We start from the raw sequence: 20,285 nt of genomic DNA on the forward strand, positions 1-20,285 counted from the left end.
CCTACTTAAAGTAAGAGTCTCTTCTAACATTATCGCGGCTGTAAATTTAACACTTTCCCCTCTATTCCATCCGTATTCAGTGTAGTCGTATGATACTCACCATTTACCCAATCATCTATTTGATCATGATACCAATCGCTTCTAAAGTTTCCTGATTGTCCTGGCCCTACGATATGATAACCGTTTGACATATCTTTAGTATCAATCACGAATCGCCAAGAAGCTCCGTGATTTACAATACCGTTATCTCCATAACTCGCAGCTTGAACGGTAACTTGGCTTCCGCCAATTGGAACTGGTTTCTCACGATTAAATGCAAGTAATGCTAACATACTAGATGATCTCGAAATTGGATGTGTAAAAGCAAGTTGATGGTAATCGCCCCACTTCCACTCCGCAACATCGGGCCCATATTCCTTCTGTAATTTTTTCATTACATTCTCGTACGATGTATGCACAACTTTCGTGAACCCTCCGTACTTCGTAAACCAAGCGCTATTTTCTCCTGCTACTTCTTTTCGAATCAATTCATCAACAACTTGTGACTTCCCTTCAAATAACTCCATCACATCTTTCGGTATTTCTTTTGAAAATAACGTATTTGAAATCTCTTTCATTAACAAATGGAATATTAATGGTGCCGCTTCATCTTTACTATCGTAAAAATTCCACTTTGTTAATTGTTTTACGCCTTCTTTCTCTACTTCATTTAAAGATGCTTTATTTAACTCTTTTAAAAATATAGGAGCAAATTCTTTCCCATATAAATTTTTTTGATCCATCTGTAACTCTTCTAAATCTTTCACCGTATACTTTTCCTTCTCTTGCAAAAACTCTTGAATACGCATTTGCCTGTACGGTTGCGCCCACGTATTACTAATATGGTACGGATAATTATCATCAACAATTTTATTATTTGCAGTTGAAATAAACCCTTGTTTTGGATTTATTACTTTCGGTAGCTGATCAAACGGAATATACCCTTCCCATTCATATTCGTCTGTCCACCCCGGAACTGGCAAACTACCATCGCCTTTTTTACGTATTGGTATATTTCCATTCGCTTTGTAAGCAATGGTTCCGTCATTTGATGCAAACACAAAGTTTTGAGTTGGTGTATGAAAATCTTGAAGAGCAGTTTCAAACTCATTCCAGTCTTTCGCTTTATTCATATTTAATACAGCCTTTAATTCAGCTGATGGCTCTAAAGCAGTCCATTTCAAAGCGAATACTGTTTTCGTTTTCTCTTTCCCTTTATCTGCAAACTCTGAAATGACTGGACCATGCCTCGTAACCGTCACGTTATACGGAATTGTTTTCCCGCCTTTTACTTTAATAGATTCATCAACAACTGTAGCTTTTTCCCATTTATCGTTATACAGAAATTCATTTTCATTAGTAGGATTTCTCTTTTCAATATATAAATCTTGCACATCAGGACCTGTATTCGTAACGCCCCATGCTATTTTGTCATTGTGGCCTAATATAACACCTGGCACTCCCGCGAAAATAACGCCACTCACATGTAAGTCTTTCATTTCAAGTTTCGATTGATACCATATGGAAGGTGTCGCAAGAGATAAATGAGGATCATCCGCTAAAATCGGCTTACCAGACGCACTCTTCTCACCGCTTATCACCCAGTTATTACTACCATTAAACTCTGGTGGAATGACCGTTTTTGCAAAACTTTGTGCTACATCCACATTTGTATTTTTCAGTTCAGCTAGCAATCTAGGTGCATCTTTCGGATATGTAGGAAATAGCTCATTTGCTTGCTCTTTCGAAAGATTTTTCAGCGCCCAATATCGAAACGCCTGCCCGTGCCAATGTCCTCCTAAATCAAACGCCATATACTTTCCAATTGTCAAAGAATCCACGATTGACCATTCAGCAGGCTCATAGCCTAATAAAGTAAACTCAACCGGCAATCTCTTTTCCTCTTTTGCCTCACGTATAAAAGCGTTCACTCCATCAGCAAATGACTGCAGGGCATATTTCGCTTCTCCGTCATATTGACTAACAGACGCTTTTGCTGCTCGCCGTAAACCGAGCGTTCGAAACAACTTATCTCGATCAACAGCTGCTTCTCCAACAACTTCACTTAACATTCCAGAAGCTTGCCTTCTACTTAAATCCATTTGGAACAAACGATCTTGCGCTTGTACATACCCTTGCGAGAAATATAAATCATGCGCATTTTCTGCTTTAATATGCGGTACACCTTTACCATCCCGCTTCACCGTAACAGCATGTTGTATATCCTCTAGCTTTATCGTTCCATCTATCTTTGGCATAGATCTCAGCGTATATATGTTCAAAAAAATCATAGCGCAAATAAACAAAAAAAGAACGATACTACTAGACCAAATAAAAATTCTTTTTCCCCTATTTCGTTTCTTTTTTATGACGACTTCCATACAATCCCTCCTCTCTCAATCTATTCGCTTCTATTGTGAAAGAACCTTTTAGAAAAGAAGAAATCATTACTTGCTCATGCTATGGATCATACAAACTGAATACTTCTCTCTTACGCACTATTTCCTTTCCTTTATTAAAGCTTACTCTTCCTTTCTTACACCAATTCCTCAAAATCCCCTTCACATAAGCAAGTGTCCCCTTATTATTTTCAAGCGCAATTTTAAGTGCCTCTAGTACTTTATCTCCTGAAACTCTTTGCATCCATTCCTTTAATTCCTTCGCGATATATGGAGATAGACTACTAATGTTTTGTTCGTAAAATTTATAAACTTCACTATGCGGAGTGGCATCCTCTACTCTTTCTACCTCTTCCTTCTCTTGAATAATTGCTTGTTGTGAATTACTACTAACCTCTTCCTCTGGCATACCAAAATACTGAAGTAATAATGGAATCTTGCATTCTTCTTCAAGACATTTACGTAAAAACTTATGTAGGAACTCTTTACTTTTCACCATTTTCAGCTCACGTAATACACATTTCTCTATGTTCGTATTAAAAATAGGATTATAGTGTAACCAATTTATAATGAATAACTCTTTCGTTTCCGCATCATATAAAATCTTCCCGTATTCCACAAACCGGTTCAATAACTTCTCAACAGTCTCCATACTGTAACCAGTTTCAAGCTCTGCCAAACGCTTCGGTAATATGTAAATACCACATTGCTTCGTTTTCGTACCAGTTAACAAATATATGTAAAAATAACGCTCTTCTGGCGTTAAATCTAATATGAATTCATCTTGCCAAAAGTTCACCTGCACATTACGGTACACCGCCATCAGTTTTCCTCCCGCTCTTTACTAGTAAAAAGGAAAATTCCAATCCTTCAATATAAATATAGGAATGAGGTAACGGTTTTGGCATTCGAGTTCCAAATTTTTTTAACTACTACAACGACGGTTTTATTTTTTCGCGCTTGTTTTGTTCTTGTAGTTGTTTTTGTTTTTGTTTTTTCTTAGTGATTTATTACTTGGTAGGTGCTTATAAGGGGCTTTGAAGGGGCTTATATAGTGTTTTCATTCCTCTCTTATCCGATGCCTAATTACAAATGTCTCCAACAATCTTCATATATTGCAGACAACCATTATGATTCACCTGCTCATATTTACACGAAAATAAAAAGCACTTGTTGCCTTCGTAGACAATTCAGTGCTTAAAGTTAAAAGCTTATAAATAAAAGTGTCTATAATCGACATAGTTGATTGAAATACAATTCTGTTACATTTATTTTAGTAACGATAATATGATACATACCGAATTATCTACAACTGAACGTTCTGGGCGAGATTTCATTAACACCGTTAATCCAATTAATGAAGTGACTAGCGTTTGTGCCAATGATTTAGCATTCACATCACTTTGCAGTTCTCCAGACTGAATTCCTTTAGTAATTAATTCTTGAAATATAACTGAAAGATACATTTGATGTTCTCTAGTCAGCACTTCAAATTTTTCATTATGAGGAGCAAGTTCCACCATTGTGTTAATACAAAAACAGCCTTTATTTGATTCTTTTTTATATCCCTCTTCCACCATATTTTCAAAAAATATACGAATGGCCTCTTTTACAGATTGTTCTTTTTGAAGTTTTGTTCGAATGCTAGCTGCGTGTATATTCGTGTATCTCCGTAATGCAGCTTCAAATAGCCCTTCTTTATCACCAAATGCCGCATATAAACTCGGTCTTTGTATTTCCATTTTAGCAGTTAGATCACTTAATGAAGTAGCAGCGTATCCTTTCTCCCAAAAAAGTTGCATAGCAGCATCCAAAGCTTTTTCTTTATCAAATTCACGTAGTCGAGCCATTTAACCCCTCCTCTTTTTTCACCTGTTTTCTAAATTATAAATCACGTTTTTATGTACTAATCAGTATATTATATATCGTATTAAATTATAAATGATATGTCAAAAGAAACTGAATTTAATTTACAATTCACTTGACATAGCAACTTATCCCTGATTATATTTGACTTACGAAATAACATACCGTTCGGTACATTATTTTAATAACAAAAGGAGATGATATTATGGATACTAAAGAAAAAATGACAGCTGCTCTTACACAGAATAATGATCAGTTCCAATCACCTATCAATACAATCATGCCCCGCTATATAACTCTATTATTTTCAATAGCTTGCGGGATGGCTGTGGCGAATATATACTTCGCTCATCCTCTACTTGATTCTTTATCAAATGCGTTTAAGATCAACCATTCAACTATTGGTGTCGTTATTACGATTACTCAAGTTTGTTATGCACTCGGATTACTTTTATTAGTTCCACTTGGTGATTTGTTAAACCAAAAAAGACTTATCATTGTTCAAATGCTTTTATCCGTTTTCGCTTTAATTGTGGTCGGAGTCGCTCCTTCAAGTACCGTACTTTTTATAGGTATGGCCTTAGTCGGAATTCTTGCGACTGTTACGCAGACACTCGTCGCATACGCATCCATTTTAGCTAACCCAAAAGACCGTGGGCGAATAGTAGGTTTCGTCACGAGTGGTGTCGTAATAGGAATTCTACTTGCACGTACATTTGCCGGAACATTAACAGATCTAGCGGGATGGCGTTCCGTTTATCTTACCTCTGCTGTACTTATGCTCTTCGTAATTGGTTTGTTATATCGTAATTTACCTAGTCTTGAACATAAAAAAACAGCTATGACCTATCGTAAATTATTACGTTCTGTTCTCTTATTATTTGTAGAAGAAAGGATCTTACGTATTCGCGGAATATTAGCATTGCTTATTTTTACTTCATTCAGTATTTTATGGACTTCATTAGTTTTACCTCTAAGTGTTGCACCATATAATCTATCACATACAGCTATCGGAGCATTTGGTCTTGCTGGAGTTGCTGGTGCATTAGCTGCCACTAAAGCCGGACAACTTGCTGATCGCGGATTCGGAGAGAGAACTACTGGCATAGCCTTATCCTTATTATTACTTTCATGGCTCCTAATTAAATTAATGAACCATTCTCTATTCCTACTAGTTATCGGCGTTATCCTTTTAGATTTAACTGTGCAAGCTGTACATGTCACGAACCAAAGTATACTTTTCACAGTGCGTCCTGAAGCGCGAAGTCGGCTCACTGCTAGTTATATGATTTTTTATTCTATCGGCAGTGCTACAGGTGCAATTCTTTCCACAAACATTTATGCAAGCTACGGATGGAACGGAGTTTGTATATTAGGTGCATCTGTTAGTGCTTGTGCTCTTTTATTTTGGGCAATGACCTTACGACGATCATCACAACTAAAAGAAGACTAATTCATAAGTATATTTTTTAATACGTGTTTTTCTACAAGACTATAGAATAGCACTTATTTTTCAACACAAATCAACGGCATTTTCATATAAAAAATGCCGTTGATTCCAAACTTTTATGTATGCGATTCGCCATGTCATGATAATAGATCATATACTAGCGAAATACATCTATTACAAATTACCTTTAACTTGTCCAACAATCTCATTTATCGTATTTCGATCAAACTTATCACTAATTTCGTATGGCTTACGATCTCCTACTAATTGTACCCCTACGATGTCTTTTCGGTCCTTACCATATTGCACTTCAATAATAGATCCGCGCTCTATTTGTTTCCAAATGTGGCTTGCTTCATCTTTATTATCTAAAATAATACAGTCCTCAATAGTTTCATCGATTCCAATTAACTTGTTATCTTCCATATATCCAACCTCGTATTGTAGACGTTCTTTCGCTTTTCCGCTTACTAATATACCTTTGCTACCGTATGAGTAATCCGTATAATCCTTTTTCTCCGCTTGTACCGCTTTCGGCTCTTTTGCTTCAGTTTTTTCAGCAGTTCCACACCCCGCAATAAGACCGATTGGCATAACCACCGTTAATACTACTCTAGTAAATTTCTTTATCATTTATAACCAACCTCACATGTTTAACTTTAAATTCCATTTATTACCTTACCAAATAATAACATAACACTAAAGAGAAAGTACCAAAGATAAAATATTATTTACATTCTCCAACTTTAAAAACCTATGCGGAAAGTTATACATCTATTTTGTCTCTTTCCGTTTACCTTAATGTAATATTCTCATGATTATAACTAGATGGAATATCGAAATCACAAAATGAATTGCCAAGGAATTATAGAAAGTAGACATCCTACTCACATACGATTAGTATTAAATTTGAGAAGTATGGAAGACTCGATAAAAATATAAACTAGATAATTACAATTAAAATGGTCTTTATATAAAGGAAGGAAGTGCACAGCTATGGATTTTAAAACAGTTATGTAAGAGCTTGAATCCCTCGGTAAGGAAAGAACGAAAAAAATATACATATCTAACGGTGCGCACGAGCCGGTTTTTGGCGTAGCTACAGGTGCTATGAAACCAATCGCTAAGAAAATAAAATTAAATCAAGAGTTGGCTGAGAAACTTTATGCCACAGGTAACTACGATGCTATGTACTTTGCAGGTATTATTGCAGATCCAAAAGCTATGAGTGAGTCTGATTTTGATCGCTGGATGGACGGGGCATATTTTTATATGCTATCCGATTATGTAGTGGCAGTAACTTTATCAGAGTCAAATATTGCACAAGATGTTGCTGATAGATGGATTGCAAGTGGGGATGAGCTTACAATGTCTGCAGGCTGGAGTTGCTACTGCTGGCTTTTAGGAAATCGCAAAGACAATGAGTTTTCCGAAAGCAAGATTTCCGATATGCTTGAAATTGTGAAAAATACGATTCATGATTCACCAGAACGAACAAAATCCGCTATGAATAATTTTCTAAACACTGTCGCAATTTCATATATGCCACTACACGAAAAGGCAGTTGAAACTGCAAAAGAAGTTGGTATAGTTGAAGTAAAACGTGATAAGAAAAAAAGCAGTCTTCTAAATGCTTCCGAAAGTATTCAGAAAGAACTTGATAGAGGAAGACTTGGTTTCAAACGTAAATATGTAAGGTGTTAAAAGTATGAAGGTGTCAATCTAGGAAAGATTGACACCTTTTTTGTGGACATTACTAGACTAACGGGACTGAAAGTTAAAGGGAACCAATCATTCATTTCCCTCTATACATCTCATACTTCTTCTATCAATTTATATACCCTATCTCTTTTCTCATCATTTTTGATAAAAGTAAGCTTTCCTTCTGTAACAAACCCTTCTAATATTAAACATACTTGTCCAAAGGCTTTAGGCTTATTCGTTGTAAATCTTTCATCTGATATTTTACCAGATCGTATTAATTGTTCGCATAGCTCAAGTGCACTTATTTCTTCAGAATTAAATAATCCCAAAATATCTTTTTGCAAGGGCGATAAAGGTGCTGGGATCTCAGCTACCTCCACTTTCTCTTTTTCTTCTTCAAATAAATCTTCAAATGAAATTTGATTCATTACATCTTTTCCTTTCTAACAACTGATTTGTATAACATGAACTGAATCCTATAGGTACGAGAACTTTAAATATTAGTTATTGTTATGTAGTACTTACCTTATTACATGAATTTCAAACTCATGTACATCATTTCATATAGTATGTTTTGATTATACCAAATATACGTTCTGTCTTCTATTGTAGAATTTTTTATAACAGGTATGAAGGTAATAGTGAACATTTATCTCCCCGTTAGTTGTATACACTATGTAAAAAAAACAGAAAAAGTTTACATAATAAAATTATAGTTTTCTATTAAATTTCTACGCTAAAACGTAAAAAAGCACTTGTTGCTTTTAGTTGACAATCAAGTGGCTTTAAGTTTATCTGTTTTTAAGTAACATTAAATTTGTCAGTTTTATAATAACAGTAGGACACCTTTTATATGTCATGACAACTACTACGTTAAAACTTACGAGTTTCTATCAGTTCGTTAGTTTAATATGCATTCCATGTGTTTTGAAGTATGCACTTTTTAATAGCCTACTCTTTTTTTTCCACTGCAAATACACTTTCTTTTCTATTCATCTACATATATGATTGTTATCTTTAACCAAGCACCACATTTTTTAGCATTCTCATGTATAAAGTATAGTTTTAGCATTTATAAAGTTACTGTAATCCATTTCGTATATTTGCTTAATATCTTAAATTATTAATTACAACATATAAAAGTTGGTAATTAAGGATTCTTCAATCCATTAATAAAATCCTTAAAGCTATCAGCTATTTTATACGTATTTTCTTCTTCACTAGACTGTGGAAAATAAAAAGAGTGATCCCAATAATATACACCATGGTTTTCAGTATCTGTAATAAGTACAATTAACCCTGAACTCGGATCATCTCCTATGATTAAACTGGTCGGTAACATATCTTCTTCAAACTCTTCATAGCATTCACTTAAATCAAAAGTTTTTTTTACACCTATACCATACAAAACATCTAAAGGGATTTCCTGATTTAATTCTTTAACAAAAAATTTACTATACCTAACTTTCGAAGTCCCTCCGTTATATTCACTTAAAAAATTTTTATAATCTTCCGGAAGTAAAAATCCTAAAAACTCTTCTAATTCTTCAATTGATTCTTCAGTTGCTTTACCAAAAGCATTTAAATTCATTTATTTCACTCCTATTTAATCTTTTAACTTCTTAGCTAATGACATTCCACCCATATGTCGAAATCTTCTGTGCATCTCTTTACTAACTTCTTGCATTGTTGTTAAATCTTGATGATGGTGCCATGTGTTTTCATCTAATTTTGGTCCATTTGGAGCTAATTCATCAGCCTTAGCAAAATCAATGTCATATCTATTAAATTCACCTATCGGAACTTCTTGTCTTACCAACCCAGCAGATTTAAAGTCGGGAAAACCTCCAGGATAAGAAACTCGATTTGGAGGAATCTCCCAATCAATATAAGTCCATATTCCTTCCTCACTAATTTCGATTTTCCCACCTTTTTTCTGCCATTTTTCAGGATCTCTAGAATATAAGGGTTTAGTAGATAATTGTTCCTCTGTAAATTTCACTATTTCTGGATTTTTACCCGTACCCTATGTTGTAATCTTAAACCCTCACAATAAAAAAGCAAACCATGTAAACCTTATTAAACTACTTCTTTTTCTTCTACTATCGGCAATTCATATGCCGTTTTATATTTCATCATGCCATATACAATGTTTACAAGCCTTCTCATAATACATACCAATGCTTGTCCTTTTGTTTTTCCTTCTTTAAGCTTCTTTTGATAGTACGCATGAAACACTGGATTTCGTGGCATCTTACTGCCTTTTGCTACTTGCACTTGCTGTACTGCTAAATTATAAAATAAAGCGTGTAGCGCCCTGTTTCCTTGTTTGCTTTTGTGTGTCTTACCTTTCCCACCAGAACCAAAGTAAACAGGCGCAATCCCCGCAAATCGTGCTAATTTGTTGGCATTTGGAAATCGCCTTACATCCCCAATTTCTGCAATTAATGCTGATGCCGTCACAAGTTCTATTCCCGGCATCGTTTCTAATTGATAAGCTAGTAGTTTTACTAGCTGTTTTAATTCTCTCTCGATGTATTTCATTTCTGTCTTTTTAAACTCAATATCCCGTACAATACTTCTTACTAAAAAGTCTCGTGTTTCTTGATATTCCTTCATTGTATGTCCATCTTCTTTTACAAGTTTTAATATTTCGCTTGCTTTCTTTACTGAACATGTATTGTTGCTAACATCTAATAAAAAAGCTGTTAATTGCTTTATATTCGCTCCCTCTAAACAAGAGGGTGACGGATATTGCTGCCAAAACGCTAATGCTGTTTTTCCATCTAACTCTGAGAAAAACTTTTTATAACTTGGATAATGGTGGTTTAATTGAATATGTAATTGGTTCTTTAATGCACTTTGTGCTTTTACTAATGCATTCCTTCTTGAAACCAATTGTTGTATCGACCAAAATAAATCGTTTGGCTTTGCATCTGGCAATTGATTAAATTTGTTTACCAATATGCGTGCTACACATTCCGCATCCCAACTATCACTTTTTTGTGTCGTCACATGGCTTTTTCGCTCTAAAAATGATAAAGCTGGATTTACTTCTTTCACTACTTGTTCATGATCTACTAAATATTTCCCTAACGCTCTTCCGTAACCACCAACATCCTCTAAACCAAATACAACTGATAAACCATCACTCACATATGTCTCTACTTCTAATAAAAACTTCGAAAATGCAGATGGTTTATTATCAAATTGTATTTCTCCTAATTTTTCTTGCCAACAATTAATAATAACAGCCGTATGATGCTCCTTATGTAAATCTACTCCTACATACAAATAGTTCTGTCTATTATGCATAACTCATCCCTCTATTCAATGATTTAGTCATATATAAAAATGTCGGCAACCTTAGTTCGAGCGTTCATCTTCCGATGCGCATAGGTACGCAAGCCTATCCATTTTCATAATTTCATAAGTACATATAGTAAAATGAGCGATTTTTTTAAGTAAGACTGTTATATAATTGCTGCATGTTGTCCTTTTGTTTGTATTTTCCCGTATTTATACATGCCACGATAAAAATTCTCTCTATCTAACATGCGTTTCACTTGTACTTTCGTAAATTGTTTACCTTTCGCTGTGCAGTATCCTTCTACATTCAATTGTTCTGCCAATTGGGTAAGTGACCAATGTTTAAAAATGTGTCTTAACTCAAATAGTCTACGTACAACTACTGCTTTCCCAGCATCTACTTCTAACACCTTTTGTCCTTTTTTGGCCTTGTAGCCAAAAAGTACGCCACCACCTGCATATCCACCTCGTTCAGCCTTCTTCTTTCTACCTCTACTTAACTTCAACGCAATTTCAAGTCGTTGATATTGGTCTAATAGTTCTAACATGCCATTCACCAAAAAGTCATTTGGATCATGTGTGTAAATACTATAGCTTGATTGTTCAATTGCCTTCACATCCACTTCATGTTTCTTTAGTTCTCGTTGTATTAATACTTTCGCCATATCAGAGCGCCACAATCGTGATGTATTCAACACAACAACATAGCTTACTTGTTTAAACGCCATATCCGACAATAGCTCTTGTAGTCCATCACGTTCAACTGTTAATCCCTCTTCATCAACAGTCGCTCCGCTTAATCCTCTATCTTCATACACACGAAGTAGTTCTAAATTATTTTCGTTACAGTAACGTTCAATCTCTTCTATTTGATACGCTAAACTATACCCATCACGTACTTGTCCTTCCGTTGAAACTCGTATGTAACCAACTACTTTCTTTCCCATCATAAATCCCCTCCCGTTACAGTAATTTGAGTCCCTGTAACGTTTATCCGTTTTTTTGCGGATAACGTGTTCGTAACGTAAATCCGTTAAAACGTACTTTACGATGACTTCAAAACATAATACAACCCTTTATTTTTACAATAGTTTTTTCTCTAGTAGTGTCGTACACTGTACAAAGCCACTACAGTTTATAAAATTTAACACTTAATACATTTATAAAATTATACGTTTACCAACTTATTTCTACTCTAAAATGCAAAAAAGCACTTGTTGCCATAATTGACAATCAAGCGCTTTAAGTTCATCTGTTTTTAAGTAGCTTTAATTTATAAGTTTTATAATAATAGTATGACACCTTATATATATCGTGACAAATATTAATTTAAAACTAACGAGCTTGTACGAGTTCGTTAATTTTATGTCTCTTCCATGCGTTTATATTCATCTTTCGGTAAAATGTCATCTCACCTAAGCTCGCACCTCGTTTTCTGTTCTATCATTGTACGTAATACTCCATGATGGTACAACCATCATGGGTCTCTACTTTTAAACCACTTATTGTTTTTCTTTCCACTACAAATATACTTTATTTTTTATCTGGTGAATATACAATTATTCTCCCTTGTGGATATTCACCTTCCCATCCACAAGGCCATCCCCCAAGCTTATAAACCTCAAAGATTCTTTCATAAAAATTATCAACTTTTCCATTTACTAAACGATTTAGTGCACACATATGTAAATCTCCAATTATTTCTTCAAAAATATCAATATATTGTAATACAAAATCACCTGGATAGTTCTCAGATGATTGAATAATCTCCCTTATAGGACGCTCCATAGAGTTTAAATCATGCTCATATAATTGTCCTATTATTTCCCCACCTTCTGAGGATTTAATATCTTCCCAAACGTTTTCAACCTCATCCAAATCTTGAGACCATGCCAATTCTTGTGCTCTTTCATACTCATTAACCATAACAACATCACGATTTAGAAGGTTTTCATTATGAAAAAGTTGTAAATTTGTAATAAAATTAATAACCTCTTCGACTAATTGAGTGTTTTTTCCGTACTTCATTTATTTATCCACCTTTCCCAAAGTTCTTCAGTAGCACCGCCACCTCTTTGCCAAATCTTTATTTCTTCATTTAATTTTGTTTTGTAAAACTTCTCAATACCAATTTCTAATACCTTTGATTTGTATAATGGCAAGCCACTTTCTGTACCTTTTTTTAATTTTTGTTGCAATTCAAATACTTGTTGTTCCAACTCCTTAATACTTTGATTGATATTTAATTTATCTAACTGATCTTTAACCACATTATTATATACACTATGAAATCCTCTATGCCTAGACAAAGCACTTGGATCTTTTGCTGGTATCGGTAAAAATATCCCGTTATCAGCATGATCCATATCCATTCCAATTTTCTTTAATACCGGATGATTTCTTAAATTTTTAGGTATTATATGTTGCGCCTGATATCCTTTCCGTGATGCAGAACGTGGAAGCCCCATGGATTCCAATAAATTTTGCCCTAATTTTGTAGAACTACCTCCTGTAACCTTTCCAGGGGTACCTGGAATAAGTCTAGTAGCTTCACCCGTACCCTTAACCCCACCACTCTCCAAATTCGAGATCCTACTCTGAATACTCGCCTTTGAGGCATCATGGGCTTCTTGGAATTTCCCGCTATATTTCGTTCCAGTTCTAGCGACACTTCCATCTGGCATTATTTCTACACCTTTAAAGATTGGGGATACGGAGTCCACACCTTTTGCTAGTTTAATTTCAATTATATAATACTAGTAATTTCTGTTAGCTTTAATTCATAAAAATAATTTCTATAAATTTATAGTATACCTTTCAATTAAAAAAGCACTTGTTGCCTCAAATAGACAATCAAGTGCTTTAAGTTCATGTATTTTTAAATAGCATAAATTTGTAAGTTTTGTAGTAACAGTATGACACCTTTTATATGTCGTGACAACGACTACGTTGAAACTTGCGAGTTCGTTAGTTTCATGCCCATTCCATTTTTATATTCATCGCCCAATAAAATGCTATCTCGCCTAAGCTTGTACTTTATTTTCTATTCTATCATTGCACGTAATACTCTATGATGGTACAACCATCATAGAGTATATACCTTTTAACAGCCTATTCTTTTTCTGTCCACTTCAAAAATAAGTACTTTTTCGTTTGCTTGCCTTATGTGCCAATGTATATTTAACTTTAGCATCACGAACTTTGTCATTCTCTTGTGTAAAGTATACATTGAGTAGTATGTGACTATAATACTTATAAAGCTACTATAACCAATCTCGTTTGTTTACTTATTACTGAAGGCTTTTAATCTATACTATAGAGTATTAATCAACCATATCCACAAAGTATTCAGTATCCTGATTAATTTTTCGTATAAATTCCTCCAATGAATCAGCTATTTGAGTCTCAAAAAAATATACAGGAGTTTGTTGAGGAATATTCAAATCCAGTGTTAAATATACACCCTCGTTTACTTCATAAAAAACCAATTTATCTTCTTCCTCGTATATTCCCTCTAAATCTGGATCAAACTCGTAAATACCTTCTCTCAATGTAATATCCGCTATAGTATCTGGATCCATTATTCTATTTATTGCATCCACATTATTTCCTTTTATAAAACCATAGCCAACTTCTAAGTAAAAATTTCTAAGTTCATTAGGAAATGCAAATCCAAGTCTCTCTTCTGCCACTATAAGTTCATTTTCTTGTAATTTAAAAAACTTATGATGACTATTTTTTATAAAATCAAATGTAGCCATAAAAACTACCTCCTTGGAAATAATTTATTTGATGGTGACCCTTTACCATGAATTCCTGCCTGATGTTCATCAGGAAACTTAGCTGGATGTATATTCCACCATTCATGAGGCCCACCAAAATTATTCTCTATAATATGATGCGCATCATAGGGTTGCCCAATATCCCTTGCTACTCTACCTTTTTTATCATAAACTTCCTCAGTATATCTTGGCCATGTTTGCCCTGTTTTTTCTTCCCATTCACTTATCAATTTGTTTTTCACACTGTTAAATTTATTTCTGTGTTTTAACGTTTCCAATGGCGTCATTTTTTCATACTTATGTTCCCTTAGAGCAGCCTTTAATTGTTCTATTTGGTTTTTATGAAGCTTCAATCCTGTTTTTGACTCTACATCTCTAATATAATCTTTAGCTAAATCGTAATCAATTTTAACTGTACCCTTAACCCCACCACTCTCCAAATTCGAGATCCTACTCTGAATACTCGCCTTTGAGTCATCATGGGCTTCTTGGAATTTCCCGCTATAGTTCGTTCCAGTTCTAGCGACACTTCCATCTGGCAGTATTTCTACACCTTTAACGAATGGGGTTACGGAGTCCACACCTTTTGCTAATGTACTTTCAATTATATAATACTAGTAATTTTTGTTAGCCTGAATTCATAAAAAATAATTTCTAAAAATCTATAGCATGTCTATCTATTAAAAAGGCACTCGTTGCCTTTCGTAGACAATCAAGTGCTTTAAATTCATCTGTTTTAAGTAGCATTAAATTTGTAAATTTTGTAGTAACAGTATTATGACACCTTTTTATATGGTAACAAGTAATACATTAATACTTACGAGTTCATTATTATTGTGTCCTTTCCATGTCTTTTCAATAAAATATCATCTCGCCTAATTCTCACGCTTTTCTTTCTAATACAGTTGTAAAAATAAAAAATTCAATAGCCACTACGTTCTCCTAACGTTGCCATTGAATTCCTTTACTAAGCATGTACCTTTGTCAGCGTCCAAGTAACCAATAAAATAGGCACATTTCTCAATTTATTTTTCTATCTCTATTATCAACCCTCCCAAATCCAAAACATTTTTATTATTTCGAATTCAAGAGGTGAAAAGTTTAAATGCATTTGTAGTAACACATGGTGTTATTAAAATTGTACGTGGCCAAAAATAGCACATTCTAGATGGTTATGCAATCTTGATATTAACTTATAAGAAAATCTTGATCGGATTCAAGGGTGAAGGCATACAATCCTTAGGTCTATCTATAATATTTGATACACCTTTCTTGAAAAGGAATTCTATCATCAAGCAACACCTCTTCTTGCAGGATTTTTGTTATATTCTCTATTTTCCCAATGAATAATGCGTAAAAGTCGCCCGAATTTGGATATAAAAACAGACCATATCCCTTTGGTGACAGTATTTTGTTGGCCATCTTGATCTTATCGGGTAAAAATTCATAATTAAATGCTTCTAATCTCTCAAGTTCTTCTTGTGTTGCTAATTCAATTTGGTGGGCAAATTCGTAATCAAGAATAAAATTGACAATTTCTTGGTATTGCTCACCTTTATAGTCAACGTATAAAAACTGTTTCGTTGTCAATCCATATTTTAATAGGTCTTCATGTAAGTCATAACCTCCTTGTTCCTTCAAAAATGTTTCCAAATCCTTGCTATCAGGAAATATAATCTGTGCTATCCCTTTATCCGGCATATTAGCTTCCTCCCTTTTATTGAAATAATTCTCCATGCTTGTTAGGAATATATTCTGGGTAGTTTTTACGATAAAATTGATCGATCATCTGAAGCACGGGATCCCACTCAGGGTATGGCTCACGTTCTCTAAATACCATTTTTGCTTCTGGAGTATTCATCAGAAAATTATCGAATTGAGTAGGTACTGGCAACCCTAGTTGTTTCCTTACATGGATCAAGAATAAGATTTCAAAAGGATAAAATCCGTATCCGAAATCGCCAAATTCACCTAGCTGTCCGATTTCAGAAGCTAATGCAGAATGATACTGTGACATTATCGAAATTAGATGTTCTATTTCTTCTAAATCACCAGTCGACCAACGTTCCAGCACTTCATCATAAATATTCAGGTCTTCAGGGATTGAGCCGCATCGCAGTTCAGCTTCCTTAAACTTATTTTTCACAGCTAGATGCAATTTTTTATTCGTTCCCATGATGGTTTTATTTCTATACTGCAAGTACAGCTCTAGCAAAAACCAAATATGTCTATCCTCTTCATTGGCAGCTATTAAATGTTCACCGAAGTGATGAGTCATAAAATCATATAATATATTTTCTTCTTTCTCCCATCCATACATTGCAAAATGAACTAATGTGAGGACGACTTCTCTAAACGTATATCCCAAGATCATTCCTGGATACCTGCTTGTATAGAGATCCTGTCCCATGCACTGGTAAAATAAGACTTTCTGCATGTTCTTTAATCCTTCTACATTGTTTCCACCGCTTATCAATACATCGTTTTTCCATAGTGACAAGTGATATGAGAAAATTTTGCTTAAATTTATTAGTAGGATGTGATCTTTCTCTGTTTCATTTTGCTCAACAATTTTCTCAACCTTACTTCTACTGACATTATATTTATCTTTAACATCTTCAAATTTGATTCCATCCACAAAATTTTTGCTATATCTTTTAAAAGCCATTTCTAACTTTTTGGGGTTCATCATTGCATCCTCCCTATGAATTAATCTATTTTCTTATTCCAGTCCTTTACCTTTAACTCATCAACACCGAATCCAGTATCAGTAATCTTTATATCTGTTTCAACTCTAATAAAATCGAATTGTAGATCCGGACTCTCCTCCATCAGATTCTCTAAGTTATCTCTAAAATTAGCATACCTAGGATCATCGCTGTTAACCATGTCTTGAAAATAAGTATCTCCACCCTTTTTCTGTTTATCCGAGTAACTAAAACTAGCGGAATCTGATGCCTTTGATTCAATAATAGTTAACTTTGGCGGCGGCCCTTTCGATAGGAATGCTGCATCTATACCATTTCTCCCCACTTGGAACAGATCGGAAACATCTTTACCTAAATCACTGTCTCTAGCTACGATTTTTGTCACTTCTCCCCCAAAATCACCTTTATCATGAGAAAAATATTTAGAATTATCGATTTTTCTTTCATACTCCTTTGCAACCTTCAAGTCATAATGATCACTAATAACATCTTTCGTATCCAACTTGTTGGCCAATTTATTTTTTTCTCGCGTTAATCTTTTGACTTCTTTGTCATTTCCCTCTATTTTCAATCTATTTATTTCTTTATCTAACTCTTTAATTTCTTTTGAGATATTGTCTGAAATGTTACTGCCATAACCAACTTTACCCGTAGCCTTAACCCCACCACTCTCCAAATTCGAGATCCTACTCTGAATACTCGCCTTCGAGGCATCATGGGTTTCTTGGAATTTCCCGCTATAATTCGTTCCAGTTCTAGCGACACTTCCATCTGGCATTATTTCTACACCTTTAAAGATTGGGGATACGGAGTCCGCACCTTTTGCTAAGGTATTTTCAATTATATAATACTAATAATTTGTATTAGCCTTAATTTATAGCATGCCTACCTATTAAAAAAGCACTTGTTGTCTTTCGTAGACAATCAAGTGCTTTAAATTCATATGTTTTATATGTAACATTAATCCGTCACTATTCTTTTTTTCAATAGTCCAACCAAAGCTAGTTGATTTGGATATTTTACATATTTACTCGCTAATAATGCAATTTTATTTTTCAGAAAGTTCATTAACAAATTCTGTGAAACTAGAAGCTATTTTTCTAATAAATTTTGGTTCTAATTCTCCTTCATCATCTATATGGTATGTATGGCAGTGATAAACACTACCTATATCGCTACCATGGATTGATATGCATATAATGTTATCAGCCGGGTCTTTCCCTATCGGAATAAATTTAGAGGGTAATTTATTCCCCTTGATATAATAATTTAAAGAATTTTGCAGATTATTTTCTGTTTCCTCTGATAGTGGAAAGAACATCATAATTGATGACGTAACCACATCATCTTTCGTACTAAATCTCCTTCTATTAGATTTACCACCATTATCCTTTAATAAAAAACTCTTATAATCATCTGGTAATTTTAATCCATTATTTTTTTCAAAACTCTCTATATCTTCTATTTTAATTTGTTTAAAAGTATATTCAAAACTAAGATTCATAATTCATCAACCTCCAACTCATTCATTTTCACTAAAATACAACGAATTTATTAAATTTGTAAAAGTACTACAAATATATTCAATCGCTTGTTCATCACTATCATAAAAAACTATTGTTGGTGAGTGTTTATCATTCCTAAAATCAAAGCATATTTTATTTCCAAATGGATCTGTAGCAAAGGGGATTATTCCCTTCGGGATGTATGGCGAGATAATATCATAAGTAATCATTATACTAATATACTCATTTGTGTAGCTTAGTAAGCAATCAAAAACTCCTTCGCCACCATCTTCAAAGAAAAATATATTCGGTACTGGATGACCACCATTATACTTCATTACACACTCTTTGTAATCTTGAGGGAAAATCACATTGAATTTCTCTTCAATTTTTGAAATTATCTGTTCAGTAATAGGAGCATGCGTACGCTCCCACTTTACTCTTTCCATGAAAACAACTCCCTAATTCGATTTATTATGATTCTCTTTATTTTACCATTTCTTCCATCTCTCCCTCCACCCCAATATGCTCTACCTCCAGTATGTCTCGCTACTTCATGTTCAAAGTAATCTACTAATTGCATTTTCCCTTTATCTTGGTGATGATGCCATGTATAGTAACTCGGCTTTTTACCTGCCTTAAATAACTCTAACTCCGCCTCTGTAAACTTCGATTTCAACTCAGAATCTTTCATCGCTTTTTCAAACAAATCTTTATTACAGAAGGTAAATTGCTCTGAATCACCGGATAAATATTTTGATTCAGGCAACGTTGTATCGAAATGAGTATTAAATATTGGATGTCCATTTTTATCATACGTAACTTTGTATTCTTTACCGTTACTTTTAGAAGCTATCGTATAAGTTGTCGTTCCATCCTCATTTACTTCCATTTTTTTATAGTTTTTTGGTTGGATAGGTTTTCTATTATACGCTGGTTGATTCCTTCCGGCCTCTTCCATTACTTTATCTACTTCCTTATCAAATTCCACTTTTGAAGGTTTCCCAGTCTCCTTAGCCATACTACCTTCCTTACTAACTCCTGAGCCACCACTACCCTTAGCAAGTTGATAAGCGTCATCCTTAGCTGCCGTACTTGCCTTTGAAAACTTTCCAGCTACTTCTCCAACAGTTGAAGATTCTATATAAGGAAGCCTCATTCCTATTCCAGTATCCACCATCCTAACTGCTACTGGAATAGGAGTATTTTTCATCGCATCTAGTGCATTCTTTAAAGTCTTATTTTCCTTAAGCGATTGTACCACATTATTTCTACGCTAAAATGCAAAAAAGCACTTGTTGCCATAATTGACAATCAAGTGCTTTAAGTTCATCTGTTTTTAAGTAGCGTAAATTTGTAAGTTTTGTAGTAACAGTATGACACCCTTTACATGTCATGACAACTACTACGTTAAAACTTACGAGTTTGTACGAGTTCGTTAGTTTAATATACATTCCATGTGTTTATATTCATCGCCATGTAAAATGTCATCTCACCTAAGCTCGTACTTCGTTTTCTATTCT

21 protein-coding genes and 1 pseudogene are annotated in these 20,285 nt (G+C 34.3%); 2 read left to right on the forward strand and 20 right to left on the reverse strand.

What is annotated here, in order from left to right:
* Positions 1–29 precede the first annotated feature (29 nt).
* The 3 genes from MHH59_RS16080 to MHH59_RS16090 all read right to left on the reverse strand — a co-directional run bounded on the left by MHH59_RS16080 (position 30) and on the right by MHH59_RS16090 (position 4,288).
* Positions 30–2,420 (reverse strand): penicillin acylase family protein, encoded by a 2,391-nt coding sequence (locus tag MHH59_RS16080; protein WP_033730806.1) that lies wholly within the window; start codon positions 2,418–2,420, stop codon positions 30–32.
* Between the two features lie 79 nt (positions 2,421–2,499).
* Positions 2,500–3,261, reverse strand: a complete 762-nt coding sequence (locus tag MHH59_RS16085) for a DnaD domain-containing protein (RefSeq protein WP_078178595.1) — start codon at positions 3,259–3,261, stop codon at positions 2,500–2,502.
* Between the two features lie 445 nt (positions 3,262–3,706).
* Positions 3,707–4,288, reverse strand: a complete 582-nt coding sequence (locus MHH59_RS16090) for a TetR/AcrR family transcriptional regulator (protein WP_002168014.1) — start codon at positions 4,286–4,288, stop codon at positions 3,707–3,709.
* Positions 4,289–4,509: 221 nt separating this feature from the next.
* On the opposite strand from MHH59_RS16090, the gene MHH59_RS16095 reads away from it, so the two are divergent.
* Complete coding sequence (locus tag MHH59_RS16095; protein WP_050000516.1) at positions 4,510–5,757, forward strand: MFS transporter; 1,248 nt, start codon at positions 4,510–4,512, stop codon at positions 5,755–5,757.
* 171 nt (positions 5,758–5,928) lie between these two features.
* On the opposite strand, the gene MHH59_RS16100 is transcribed toward MHH59_RS16095, so the two are convergent.
* A complete protein-coding gene (locus MHH59_RS16100) occupies positions 5,929–6,387 on the reverse strand; it encodes a hypothetical protein (RefSeq protein WP_050000515.1) in 459 nt (152 codons plus the stop codon).
* 423 nt (positions 6,388–6,810) lie between these two features.
* Between MHH59_RS16100 and MHH59_RS16105 the strand changes: the two genes are divergently transcribed.
* A complete protein-coding gene (locus MHH59_RS16105; protein ID WP_340852955.1) occupies positions 6,811–7,458 on the forward strand; it encodes a DNA alkylation repair protein in 648 nt (215 codons plus the stop codon).
* 110 nt (positions 7,459–7,568) lie between these two features.
* Here MHH59_RS16105 and MHH59_RS16110 read toward each other — a convergent pair whose 3' ends face one another.
* The 16 genes and pseudogenes from MHH59_RS16110 to MHH59_RS30870 form a co-directional block, all read right to left on the reverse strand.
* Positions 7,569–7,886 (reverse strand): DUF3895 domain-containing protein, encoded by a 318-nt coding sequence (locus tag MHH59_RS16110; RefSeq protein WP_016091764.1) that lies wholly within the window; start codon positions 7,884–7,886, stop codon positions 7,569–7,571.
* A gap of 722 nt (positions 7,887–8,608) precedes the next feature.
* The gene (locus MHH59_RS16115) at positions 8,609–9,049 is read right to left on the reverse strand and encodes an SMI1/KNR4 family protein (RefSeq protein WP_033730810.1); all 441 of its coding nucleotides are present in this window, start codon (positions 9,047–9,049) and stop codon (positions 8,609–8,611) included.
* 15 nt (positions 9,050–9,064) lie between these two features.
* The gene (locus MHH59_RS16120) at positions 9,065–9,460 is read right to left on the reverse strand and encodes an HNH endonuclease (protein WP_086395852.1); all 396 of its coding nucleotides are present in this window, start codon (positions 9,458–9,460) and stop codon (positions 9,065–9,067) included.
* A gap of 77 nt (positions 9,461–9,537) precedes the next feature.
* A complete protein-coding gene (locus MHH59_RS16125) occupies positions 9,538–10,773 on the reverse strand; it encodes an IS110 family transposase (RefSeq protein ID WP_078179045.1) in 1,236 nt (411 codons plus the stop codon).
* A gap of 158 nt (positions 10,774–10,931) precedes the next feature.
* Positions 10,932–11,714 (reverse strand): recombinase family protein, encoded by a 783-nt coding sequence (locus MHH59_RS16130; RefSeq protein WP_033732027.1) that lies wholly within the window; start codon positions 11,712–11,714, stop codon positions 10,932–10,934.
* A 586-nt stretch (positions 11,715–12,300) separates the two neighbouring features.
* Positions 12,301–12,795: a hypothetical protein gene (locus tag MHH59_RS16135; protein ID WP_000873545.1), complete on the reverse strand. Its 495-nt coding sequence runs from the start codon at positions 12,793–12,795 to the stop codon at positions 12,301–12,303.
* On the reverse strand, positions 12,792–13,490 hold the full coding sequence (locus MHH59_RS16140; protein ID WP_340851792.1) for an AHH domain-containing protein: 699 nt from the start codon (positions 13,488–13,490) through the stop codon (positions 12,792–12,794). Before MHH59_RS16140 ends, MHH59_RS16135 begins: the two co-directional genes overlap by 4 nt.
* A 600-nt stretch (positions 13,491–14,090) precedes the next feature.
* A complete protein-coding gene (locus MHH59_RS16145) occupies positions 14,091–14,528 on the reverse strand; it encodes an SMI1/KNR4 family protein (protein WP_050000513.1) in 438 nt (145 codons plus the stop codon).
* Positions 14,529–14,533: 5 nt separating this feature from the next.
* Entirely contained in the window at positions 14,534–15,130 is a 597-nt protein-coding gene (locus tag MHH59_RS16150; protein ID WP_078179160.1) for an HNH endonuclease, read from the reverse strand.
* A gap of 664 nt (positions 15,131–15,794) precedes the next feature.
* On the reverse strand, positions 15,795–16,250 hold the full coding sequence (locus tag MHH59_RS16155) for a hypothetical protein (RefSeq protein ID WP_078179159.1): 456 nt from the start codon (positions 16,248–16,250) through the stop codon (positions 15,795–15,797).
* A gap of 16 nt (positions 16,251–16,266) precedes the next feature.
* Positions 16,267–17,241, reverse strand: coding sequence for a hypothetical protein (locus tag MHH59_RS16160; protein WP_340851796.1), 975 nt, complete (start codon positions 17,239–17,241; stop codon positions 16,267–16,269).
* Between the two features lie 17 nt (positions 17,242–17,258).
* Complete coding sequence (locus MHH59_RS16165; RefSeq protein WP_445290618.1) at positions 17,259–18,035, reverse strand: hypothetical protein; 777 nt, start codon at positions 18,033–18,035, stop codon at positions 17,259–17,261.
* 270 nt (positions 18,036–18,305) lie between these two features.
* Positions 18,306–18,761, reverse strand: a complete 456-nt coding sequence (locus tag MHH59_RS16170; RefSeq protein WP_078179120.1) for an SMI1/KNR4 family protein — start codon at positions 18,759–18,761, stop codon at positions 18,306–18,308.
* A gap of 18 nt (positions 18,762–18,779) precedes the next feature.
* Positions 18,780–19,211: an SMI1/KNR4 family protein gene (locus MHH59_RS16175; protein ID WP_070139686.1), complete on the reverse strand. Its 432-nt coding sequence runs from the start codon at positions 19,209–19,211 to the stop codon at positions 18,780–18,782.
* The gene (locus MHH59_RS16180; protein WP_445290623.1) at positions 19,199–19,783 is read right to left on the reverse strand and encodes an HNH endonuclease; all 585 of its coding nucleotides are present in this window, start codon (positions 19,781–19,783) and stop codon (positions 19,199–19,201) included. Before MHH59_RS16180 ends, MHH59_RS16175 begins: the two co-directional genes overlap by 13 nt.
* Positions 19,766–20,029: pseudogene (locus MHH59_RS30870) on the reverse strand (hypothetical protein); the annotation flags it as partial. The pseudogene MHH59_RS30870 and the gene MHH59_RS16180, both read right to left, overlap by 18 nt.
* Positions 20,030–20,285: the final 256 nt, after the last annotated feature.

Source organism: Bacillus sp. FSL E2-0195, assembly GCF_038003645.1.
GTDB lineage: Bacteria > Bacillota > Bacilli > Bacillales > Bacillaceae_G > Bacillus_A > Bacillus_A mycoides.

Excerpts from the sequence above, each read along its gene's own strand:
- MHH59_RS16080 (WP_033730806.1), bottom strand. The coding sequence starts at position 2,420 with ATGGAAGTCGTCATAAAAAAGAAACGAAATAGGGGAAAAAGAATTTTT.
- MHH59_RS16085 (WP_078178595.1), bottom strand. The coding sequence starts at position 3,261 with ATGGCGGTGTACCGTAATGTGCAGGTGAACTTTTGGCAAGATGAATTC.
- MHH59_RS16090 (WP_002168014.1), bottom strand. The coding sequence starts at position 4,288 with ATGGCTCGACTACGTGAATTTGATAAAGAAAAAGCTTTGGATGCTGCT.
- MHH59_RS16095 (WP_050000516.1), top strand. The coding sequence starts at position 4,510 with ATGGATACTAAAGAAAAAATGACAGCTGCTCTTACACAGAATAATGAT.
- MHH59_RS16100 (WP_050000515.1), bottom strand. The coding sequence starts at position 6,387 with ATGATAAAGAAATTTACTAGAGTAGTATTAACGGTGGTTATGCCAATC.
- MHH59_RS16110 (WP_016091764.1), bottom strand. The coding sequence starts at position 7,886 with ATGAATCAAATTTCATTTGAAGATTTATTTGAAGAAGAAAAAGAGAAA.
- MHH59_RS16115 (WP_033730810.1), bottom strand. The coding sequence starts at position 9,049 with ATGAATTTAAATGCTTTTGGTAAAGCAACTGAAGAATCAATTGAAGAA.
- MHH59_RS16125 (WP_078179045.1), bottom strand. The coding sequence starts at position 10,773 with ATGCATAATAGACAGAACTATTTGTATGTAGGAGTAGATTTACATAAG.
- MHH59_RS16130 (WP_033732027.1), bottom strand. The coding sequence starts at position 11,714 with ATGGGAAAGAAAGTAGTTGGTTACATACGAGTTTCAACGGAAGGACAA.
- MHH59_RS16135 (WP_000873545.1), bottom strand. The coding sequence starts at position 12,795 with ATGAAGTACGGAAAAAACACTCAATTAGTCGAAGAGGTTATTAATTTT.
- MHH59_RS16145 (WP_050000513.1), bottom strand. The coding sequence starts at position 14,528 with ATGGCTACATTTGATTTTATAAAAAATAGTCATCATAAGTTTTTTAAA.
- MHH59_RS16155 (WP_078179159.1), bottom strand. The coding sequence starts at position 16,250 with ATGCCGGATAAAGGGATAGCACAGATTATATTTCCTGATAGCAAGGAT.
- MHH59_RS16160 (WP_340851796.1), bottom strand. The coding sequence starts at position 17,241 with ATGATGAACCCCAAAAAGTTAGAAATGGCTTTTAAAAGATATAGCAAA.
- MHH59_RS16165 (WP_445290618.1), bottom strand. The coding sequence starts at position 18,035 with ATGCCAGATGGAAGTGTCGCTAGAACTGGAACGAATTATAGCGGGAAA.
- MHH59_RS16170 (WP_078179120.1), bottom strand. The coding sequence starts at position 18,761 with ATGAATCTTAGTTTTGAATATACTTTTAAACAAATTAAAATAGAAGAT.
- MHH59_RS16175 (WP_070139686.1), bottom strand. The coding sequence starts at position 19,211 with ATGGAAAGAGTAAAGTGGGAGCGTACGCATGCTCCTATTACTGAACAG.
- MHH59_RS16180 (WP_445290623.1), bottom strand. The coding sequence starts at position 19,783 with ATGGCTAAGGAGACTGGGAAACCTTCAAAAGTGGAATTTGATAAGGAA.